5 protein-coding genes are annotated in these 10,118 nt (G+C 38.8%); 1 reads left to right on the forward strand and 4 read right to left on the reverse strand.

The annotated features are described in order from the left end of the window. Positions 1 to 178: 178 nt before the first annotated feature. Positions 179 to 2,278 carry a family 16 glycosylhydrolase gene (locus WBM98_RS03575; protein WP_424364653.1) on the reverse strand — a complete coding sequence of 700 codons (2,100 nt, stop codon included), beginning with the start codon at positions 2,276 to 2,278 and terminating at the stop codon, positions 179 to 181. Between the two features lie 306 nt (positions 2,279 to 2,584). After that, positions 2,585 to 5,410, reverse strand: coding sequence for a triple tyrosine motif-containing protein (locus WBM98_RS03580; RefSeq protein WP_424364654.1), 2,826 nt, complete (start codon positions 5,408 to 5,410; stop codon positions 2,585 to 2,587). A 473-nt stretch (positions 5,411 to 5,883) separates the two neighbouring features. Here WBM98_RS03580 and WBM98_RS03585 point away from each other — a divergent pair, with 473 nt between their 5' ends. Continuing rightward, positions 5,884 to 7,170 carry a glycoside hydrolase family 2 TIM barrel-domain containing protein gene (locus WBM98_RS03585; RefSeq protein ID WP_424364655.1) on the forward strand — a complete coding sequence of 429 codons (1,287 nt, stop codon included), beginning with the start codon at positions 5,884 to 5,886 and terminating at the stop codon, positions 7,168 to 7,170. Positions 7,171 to 7,318: 148 nt separating this feature from the next. Here the strand turns inward: WBM98_RS03585 and nadB are convergent, their stop codons facing one another. Both nadB and nadA read right to left on the reverse strand, forming a co-directional pair. Continuing rightward, positions 7,319 to 8,878: an L-aspartate oxidase gene (gene nadB / locus WBM98_RS03590; protein WP_424364656.1), complete on the reverse strand. Its 1,560-nt coding sequence runs from the start codon at positions 8,876 to 8,878 to the stop codon at positions 7,319 to 7,321. Then, positions 8,875 to 9,831, reverse strand: a complete 957-nt coding sequence (gene nadA, locus WBM98_RS03595; protein ID WP_424364657.1) for a quinolinate synthase NadA — start codon at positions 9,829 to 9,831, stop codon at positions 8,875 to 8,877. Before nadA ends, nadB begins: the two co-directional genes overlap by 4 nt. Between the last annotated feature and the right edge of the window lie 287 nt (positions 9,832 to 10,118).

Consider the following 10,118-nt stretch of genomic DNA (forward strand, 5'->3'; position numbering starts at 1 on the left):
TAGGATTTATTCATTTTTATTACTTCTTCGGGTTGTTCCATGATATGGTTTTCGTTAAATAATTGAAGTCTGGCTGTTATTTATTAAAGTTTTTTGGGATGAATTAAATATAGGTATTAAAAAATAAAGGCCAATAGAATTTCATCCATCGGCCTTTCATCATTGAACAATTTAAACATTATTGATAGACCCTTATGTAATCAACCTCCATAGTGTCTTCCGTAAATGCGGAATCGATGGTTCCGCCCAGGGTTCCGCCCATCGCAACATTCATAATAAAGAAGAAATCACTATTGAACGGGGTATCCCCAGAATTCACAAAACTAAGATGGACCAATTCTTCATCAACCACGAACTTGATACTTTCAGGTGTCCATTCCACCGTGTAATTGTGGAATTCGGAAGTTGCGGTACTCACCACAGTGGATGCAGTAACAGCAGTACCTCCAGAATTACCCGGATAATGTAATGCACTAGAAGTTACATTCGCATTATTACCAACATGCTCCAAAATATCAATTTCACCACTATTTGGCCATCCGACCGTATCAAAATTCGCACCTAATGCCCATAAAGCTGGCCAAGTACCTCCAGCAGTAGGAAGTTTTGCTCTAATTTCTACTCTACCATATGTAAATTCATATAAGTTTTCAGATTTAATTCTTGCCGAGGTATATGGAGCATCACCAACAGGGCTAACACCGAAATCAAAGAATAGTACTACACGATTATATGTCCCAGCTGGAGCAGCACTAAAATCAAAAGTTAGGATTTCCCATTGACCTGCTACCGTCGAAAGGGCGTCTACTTCAAAATTCTCGTCAGCATTGGCTTGGTTTTCCAATTTTAGTTTAATAGTTGCCCCAACTGCAGGCGACCATGTTTTTACACTTATACTTGTATAGGTTGTCAAATCCAATGGAGCGGATACATCAAAGAAAGTTCCTGCCCAAGTTTCAGCACCCACAGGCTTTGTGGATTCTGCTACCATCATAGATGTATTTTCTCCTGATGCATCTGGATTGTCAATAACTAAAGAAGATGCGCCACCGAAACCTGTGAAAGCCGGAGCCATTCCCTCGAAGTCCTCAATGGTAGAGGTTGCTCCTCCTGAAGTCAACAAGGTGATATCGTCATAATAATGTTTAACACCACCCGTGACGCCGGAAGCTTTAGCGGTGATTTTTAGCATACCATCCTCTACAATAACATTTTCAGGGTCATCAGTATATTCCTGTGCCTCACCATTACCCCAGCCTCCTGCGCCTAGGTCATAGCCCCAATTGGCAGGATCTGGTGCTCCATCGACATCAAACTCATCAGACCATACCAAATCTGTATATATCGTCTCGAGGTACTCATCACCACCATCGGTGGCTACTTCAGCGCTAAATCTATGATACCAAGCTAAATCAGGATTCTCAGTATCATATGTTCTTACATACAATGAATTATCACTAATGGCAAGTATCTCGTAAGTCGATGAGCCTACATAATAGCCCATAAATCCTCCATCGGAAAAACTCATCTGGATACCTGTGGTCTCCCCTTCGGGAACGTTACCTGAAACCCGTGAAAGTGAGACGGATTTTGAACCTGACGTATCAAAATCATAACAGAAATCGATATCTTCACCTCCACCTACAACAGCTTTATGCCCGACATTAAAATAGGTTTGTCCCTTATTATCCAATTCATAAGACAATGCGCCGTTGGCATCAACGGAAAAGGTCAATTCATCATCACAAAGACAATCAGAATCCTCACTACCACATTTTTCAAATGCAGCGGCAGAGTACCATTTAGGATACCACCAATCCCCATCAATACCCTCCCGAGCGGGACCTAGCCCTAAATGACCTGGTATGGAAGCTGCCAAGAACCATGTTTTTGAACTGTCATTTGTTAAAAATGAAACTGTTTCAGGGTCCGTGAAGGCAAGTGAAACAGAAATCTGAAGTGTTTCTGAAATGGTCTGCGTTGCAGCGGCACCAGCCGTTATTATTACAGTATATGAATTATCTCCAACCGTGTTGTACGTTTTGGTAATAATCCCGGTTTTTGTCACCTCTTTGGTACCGTCCCCAAAATCGAAATGGTAAAAAGTAGCATTATCAGCCGTAGCTGTAAAAGTTACTGTACCGGAATTATCGGTACCAACTTCGTAAGTTACCGATAGGTTTGTCGCCGCAACAACATGTGGGATGTCCACTTCATCACCATTACAGCTCATTAAAACAGCAAAGAGCGATACAAAGATGTACTTTAATTTTTTCATTGTTTTCTAGTTAAATTAGTATGTCCCGGTTATCAAAGTCATTTCAGCATAAACCTGAATGTTGTATTGGAAAGCATTAAATAACCTATTGCAATTTATCATATTGTTATAAGGAATCGATAAAAAAGGCCTATACAAAAAACATACATGGTGATAAAAACAGAAGAAAATTGCCGAATTGACAGTTTGTCCCTTAAGAAATCGGGGATTCGACAATCACCTAAATTAAAATATAATTATTAATTATTTAAGATTCCTTACTTTGTATAGGTAATGTTGTGGCAAATAGAGTGATTGTTGTAGTAACTAGAGGTTTAATATATACTCGGCGAGGCTATTTTCGTGTGGGAAAGACATTTTTTTACGTAAACGATATCGTTTTACTTCCACACTCCGGGCTGAAATATTGAGCAGAGGTGCTATTTCTTTAGAAGATAAATTTAATCTGAGATAGGCACATAACCTTAAATCATTTGGCGTCAAATTAGGATGAAGGTTTTTTACTTTCTGCAAAAAATCACTATCTGCATTATTAAATGCTTCTTTAAAGAATTCCCAATCATCATTCTGCCTTAGACTTTTATCTATAATATTTATTACGGGTTTAACCTTACTCTTATCAGATATTGAATTAAGTTCATTCTTTATCTTCGCTAACAATTCATTTTTTTTGATAATACTCATGGTCGAAGCCGCCAACTCTTTGCTTTTGTTTTTGAATTGCAATTGCAACTGCTCATTTTTTATTCGAATAATTTCTTTTTCATTTTGAACTTGTGCCAATTTTAACTCTCTGTTATTTCTAGCAATCAATATTTGCTGTTTCTTTTTATAATATTGCCTATATAAAGAATGCATAATAAAGAGAAATAGGATAACCCCCAGTACATAAAGGGTCTTCATGAGATTTGTGGCATACCAAGGCTTTGCGATATTAAATGAAAAAGAGGCAATATTGCTTGACATTTTATCCCCAATTCTCGACCTGACCTTGAATACATAGTCGCCGTGGGGCAAGTTCTCGAATAGTTCTGCTGATTTCTCTGACCAATTACTCCATTCATTATAAATTCCTGCCAGTTGATATTGATATTCTGTTTTTATATATTTATTGAATTCTGGCGTATAAAAAGATATTTCAAGGGTATTTTCTTTATTCTCCAAATTGGCTTCCAATTCTTTATCAAGAAAGGATTTTTCTTCGTACGTTTCACGTCTTTTGTTTTGGGTAACCTTATTGATCGCTATACTAAAATCATTTGTGGCAAGCCTATTTGCATCCATTATGATATACCCAGAATAGTTACCGAATAAATAGTGGTCGTTTTCATCCAATTGCAGTATATTTTCGTAGCCAATTAGGGCTTTACGTTGTGCTTTTGTCAATGGTATTCTATTGATTTTCGGGGTATTGGTGATTTCCCCAGGAGAGACATAGCTTAAATTCGTTCTTGAGAAACTCCATAAATTGTTTGTATTTTGGTCCAATAACAATTTGCCGGATATAAACTCATTTTCCCCATCATAGACTTTGCTCAATAAAGTGTCTTTGATAAAATAGCGACTAATTGTGTCGAATTTGAAAATGCCCTTTTTGTAGGAATAGAGCAATTCTTGATTGTATTCGATTATACATGAATTGGCTCCTTTTATCAATGAGTCGATTGTAACTTCCAAAGCCTCGGAATATGTGTCGTCTACCTGTACTTTAAAAACACCTTTGTATTCGTGGTTAACGAAAATTTCATTGTTCGGCATTTCAACGAAGTACCTGGATGAATTATTGAAATTTTTAATTTTGTTCTTCAGTCTCCAATTACCATTTACTCTTTCTAATACATAAAGTCCATCGTAGTTTCCCTGAAGCAATAGATCATTGTTCTTTATTTGCTTTATGTCCCAGGTACCTTGAACGTTGGATATTAGTTTAGCATTGGAGCCATTAATCAAATAAGTTCCTGAATTGTGCCCACAGAAAAGGGCATTATCTATCTCCTTTAGGCACCAAACCTGCCCTTCGGTACCTTTAATAAATGAAAATTCGTCATTGCGATCCAAATCTCTGTAGAACAGGCCTTGATTTGAACCTATGTAAAGCTTGCCGTTATATTTTGCAGAAGAATAAACACTCCCGATTTTCCCATTGATATCATTATACTCTCTAAATGGCGATTTTACATTGATATAGCTAACGCCATTATCAAGTGCTAACCATATGTTATTGTTTAGGTCCTCGAATAGCGATAAAACCGTATTGTTCAATAATCCTGTAGCCCTATCTATTTTGAATATCCGATTACCCTTAGGGTCTAAGTAAATAATACCATCGGATATGGTGCCTATGGCGAAACTTTTATCCTTTAAACGAATGCTGCTATATACATTGACCTTTTTTAAGAGATCGGTCGAACTTGTATTCCATTCTATAAATTTGCCGTCTCTTAATAAAAAGAAGCCCATATCCCCGGTTTGTACAAGCAAATCCTCTTCTTCAATGAAAATATTGACAACTACATGATTCTTAACAATGTCGTGATCGGAAACCAAAACCTCTGTTCCGTTTTCAATTTTATATATTCCGAGGTCCTTATGCTGAAAATATACGCTATCCCCAACAACAAACATTTTCACAATCATGCTATCGGCTTCAATGATTGTGGCGGATTTCTTTATTGTATCATAAATATAGATTCTGTTCAGCGATTGAAAGAGTACCCAATGGTCAATATTGGCAATATTCCAAAACGCTTCATCTTCAATTAAATGTACTCCTATATTTTTGGAGATTGAAGTGTATTCCAAAGCTCCCATGTTGTTTTTTGTCCAGTATCCAAAGTCCATGTAACAGCCCGAATAGATTCTATTACCAACAACTTTGACCGACCGCATTATAGATCCATTTGGAGTGGGATACAAATCCCAAGTTGCCCCATTGAACTCTAACAAACCTTCATTGTTGGCAACGTAAATAAGTCTATTCGGCGACTGGGTTATCGCCCAATTTTGATTTTCGGCCGTATAATCATTGGGCGTGAAATTTTGGATCGGTGGTAATTCCTGAGCTAGCACCATCGTGCAATTGATGCAAATTAGAAATGTCAAAAAATCAATACGTTTTTTCAATTCTTGCATGCTGCTATTTTATAATCAATCGACATTCACTCAATATCTGTATCACAGGGAAAATAAATGTTGAGTTTATCAAAACCTAAAAAAATCATTTTAATGCCCATTTTAACTCGGAAAAAAATGGGTTCAATAATTCCTTTGGCCTTGAAGAACTTCAATCTTTGATTATTACTACTTCAATTCTACAATACATTACTACTTCAATTCTACTATACATTACCACAACAAGGTCAAATTACAATACAACATTTACTTAGGTAAATTTATCAATGCTAATCTGATTCCTCAATAAAAACAGCGGTAAATATACTAATTTACTAAATATTCGGCCTTTTATCTAGCTTGTATATAATTTGTATAGGTATATTTTATGGATTGCACAAAATTACCTAGTAGCTTTATGTCCCTACAACACAACGCAATATTTAACCCTACAAGGCTGTAGTTGCAATGATCAACATAATAATAAAGGTACAATGAAAAAAAAACTTCTAGGATTCGTTATTTTCTTATTTACAGCAGTTGCTTTTGCCCAAGTAGATCAAGTTTCAGTACTTCAAAATGATCAAGGGTCGAAATTGGTGATCAACGGGGAAGACTTTATGATCAACGGTATGAACTGGGATTATTTTCCAATTGGCACTAATTTTTCATACAGTTTATGGAAACAATCGGACGATGTTATCAAAGCAGCCCTCGATTCTGAGATGGGTTTGTTGAAAAATATGAACGTTAACGTTATAAGACAATACACGGGCGTACCTGCAAAATGGATAGCATATATTTATATGAATTATGGTATTTACACCATGCTCAATCATTCATTTGGCCGCTACGGATTGACCATTGATGGAGCGTGGGTAGCTGTAACGGATTATTCCGACCCTCGAACACAAGAGTTGCTTCTTTCCGAAATGGATAATTTGGTCAAAAATTACAAAAATACACCCGGTCTTTTAATGTATTTGTTAGGCAACGAGAACAACTATGGTCTTTTCTGGGCCGGAGCTGAAACCGAGGATTTTCCAGATGACGAGGAAGAAAAGAAATTTATAGGGGAAAAACGCGGAAGACCCATGTATAAACTCATGAACGATGCAGCCGTTATAATGAAATCAATAGATTCATCCCACCCAGTAGCAATTTGTAATGGAGATGTCTTGTTTTTGGATATCATTGCTGAAGAATGTAAAGATGTTGATATATTCGGTACAAATACCTACCGTGGCGCTTCTTTTGGCGATATGTTCGATGTAGTCAAAGAGCAGCTTAACAAACCCGTATTGTTCACTGAGTTTGGTGCAGATGCATTTAATGCCATAAAAAATACGGAAGATCAAAAAATGCAAGCCTATTATTTGGTCGGTAATTGGAAAGAGATTTATGAGAATGCCGCCGGATTGGGAAAAGCAGAAAACTCAATAGGTGGGTTTACCTTTCAATTCAGTGATGGTTGGTGGAAGTTTGGTCAAACCAAAAACTTGGATGTCCATGACAATAATGCTTCCTGGGCCAATGGTGGTTATTCAATTGACTTGGCACCCGGTGATAATAATATGAATGAGGAGTGGTTTGGTATCTGTGCCAAAGGGCCAACCAATCAAAGGGGGTTATATGACCTATATCCTAGAGCGGCCTATTACGCCTTAAAGGAAGCCCATAAATTAAATCCTTATGATGAAGGGGTAACACCCGAGTTTATTAAAAATCATTTTAAAGATATTGAATTGATGGATGCTGTGTTAAGAGCTCGAGGAGAATAGGCCGGTTTAAGTGCAGAAGGTAGTATTACTATCAAATTGAGCAACTTCAAAATATTCAATCCAAGTGTTGGTTTAATTGCTTCTGCTGACCATGCACACCCTTATGAACGAATCTATACTGGTTGGCACGGACCTTATCATATGCCATCTAGCCTCCAACATTGTCCGAATTAAAATACCCTCCCCTATTTTCCTTTCTCTCCAAAGATTGGGTGATAATCAAATGGGCCACATTCACCATATTCCTGAGTTCACAAAGCGTGGTATTTATTTTTGATTCCTTATAGAATTCTTCTACTTCCCTATAGATCAAATCCAAGTGGACGATTGCCTTCGATAACCTTTTGTTACTGCGTACAATCCCCACATAATCGCGCATGAGGGCCTGTAATTCCTTAAGATTATGTTGAATAAGAATATGTTCTTTGGGAATGGTGGTCCCTTCGTCGTTCCAATCAGGGATAGGTAATGATTGGGTAACCCCTGGATCAACACTTAGGTATTTAAAGATATTATGGGCATACACCAAGGCTTCGAGCAGGGAGTTTGATGCTAATCGATTGGCACCATGCAGTCCGGTTCTTGTACATTCCCCACAGGCAAATAGATTTTTGATGGAAGTTTTTCCATGCCTATCGACCACAATACCCCCACAAAGGTAATGGGAAGCCGGTACCACAGGTATCCAATCCTTGGCAACATCAATATGGTATTCCAGGCATTTATCGTAAATATTGGGAAAGTGCTTCTTGAATGCGGTCATATCCAAATGTGTGCAATCCAAAAACACATGGGTATCCCCAGATTTCTTCAATTCGCTATCAATACTTTGGGAAACAATATCCCTCGAGGCCAACTCGGCCCGTTGATCATAGTCGGGCATAAAGCGATATCCTGCTGCGTTTCGCAAATAGGCCCCAAAACCACGAACAGCCTCAGAAATCAAAAAGTAAGACCCCCCTTCCGGGTTATACAAAGCCGTGGGATGGAACTGAATAAACTCCATATCCTTGATCATGGCCTTGGCCCTGTAGGCCATGGCAATTCCGTCCCCTGTTGCAATGATCGGGTTGGTCGTATGCCCATAAACCCTACCGATACCCCCTGATGCCAATAGCGTATGGTCTGCGTTAACAGTCAGGATCCTTCCATTTTTTTGGTTCAGTACATAGGCCCCATAACACGACAGATCATCCGTATCCTTGACTTTTAAATGGTGATCCGTTATAAGGTCTATCGCAAAATGATATGATAACAGGGTGATATTTTGTAATTCATGTACGCGTTGTAATAGGGCTCTTTCTACTTCATATCCTGTCACATCCTTATGATGCACAACGCGATATTCAGAATGCCCCCCTTCCTTGCCCAAATCAAAATCACCTTCAGAGGTCAGGTCAAAGTTCGCCTCCCATGCGATTAGCTCCCTGAGCCGTTGGGGTCCTTCTTTTACGACCATTTCAACTACCTCCTTGTCACAAAGACCGTCCCCTGCAATCAAGGTATCCTGAATATGCTTTTGAAAGGAATCCTCCTCTAGATCTAAGACCACGGCTATACCTCCTTGGGCATATTTTGTGTTCGATTCGTCCTCATCACCCTTAGTGACAATAATGATATTGCGATTCGGATGTTTTTCTGCCATTTTTACGGCAAAAGTAAGGCCTGCAACACCAGACCCTATGACCAAATAATTCGTAGAGATCATAGGCCTTTAGAAAGATTCAACATTCGTTCTATTGGCACCAAGGCTTTCTCCCGTATAGCGGTCGCGACATTAACTTCTGGTGATTCATTAAGCAGACAATCATGTAGTTTTTGAAGCGTGTTCACTTTCATATAGGCACATTCACTACAGGCACAGGTATTGTCTTCCTCTGTGGGTGCCGGGATCAATTCTGCCTCCGGAACTTGTTTCTTCATCTGATGTAAAATACCAGCCTCTGTGGCCACAATGAACGTTTCCTTAGGATTCTGCTTTACAAAATCGATCATGCCGGCCGTTGACCCAATATAGGTGGCCGTTTTTAAAATATGCGCCTCCGATTCGGGATGTGCGATAATCAAGGCATTCGGATGTTTACGGTACAACTGCAATAATTTTTCCAAGCTGAAAGCCTCATGAACCACACAGCTGCCATCCCACAGTACCATTTTCCGTCCTGTTTTATTATTGATGTACTTTCCTAAATTTTTATCAGGTGCAAAAATGATAGGCTGGTCTTTGGGAATGGAATTTACGATTTTCAAGGCATTGGAAGACGTACAGACAATATCGGTCAGCGCCTTTATCTCTGCGGAGCAGTTGACATAGGTAATGACCGTATGCCCAGGATGCATTTTTATGAACTTTTCGAATTCATCGGGTGGACAGGAATCCGCCAAGGAACACCCTGCCTTCAGGTCGGGCAGTACCACTTTTTTTTCTGGATTGAGGATCTTGGCCGTTTCCGCCATAAAATGTACCCCTGCAAAAACAATAATATCCGCATCGGTTTCCGCCGCTCTTTGGGACAACCCCAGACTATCCCCGACATAATCGGCCACATCCTGTATTTCCGGATATTGATAATAATGCGCCAAGATTACCGCATTCTTTTCCTTTTTAAGTTTTGTGATGGCTTTTTTTAAGTCCATGGTGAGGCTCTGAATTTGTAGCAATGTTAGTCTAATCCGTTCTTCTATAAAATGACTTCGGTCATACTTTATATATAGGCTCCAAAGTTATTTTTTGATGGAATAAAAAAGGGGCCCAAAGGCCCCTTTTAAATCTTTAATAACCGAAAATAAACACTACTTGGCCACATTTACAGATCGGGTCTCCCGAATTACCGTGACCTTTACCTGACCTGGATAGGTCATATCGGTTTGTATTTTTTGGGATATCTCAAAAGATAACTGGGCCGCTTTCTCATCACTTACCTTTTCACTTTCTACAATAACCCGAA

It is taken from the genome of Maribacter sp., assembly GCF_049667165.1.
Lineage (GTDB): Bacteria > Bacteroidota > Bacteroidia > Flavobacteriales > Flavobacteriaceae > Maribacter_A.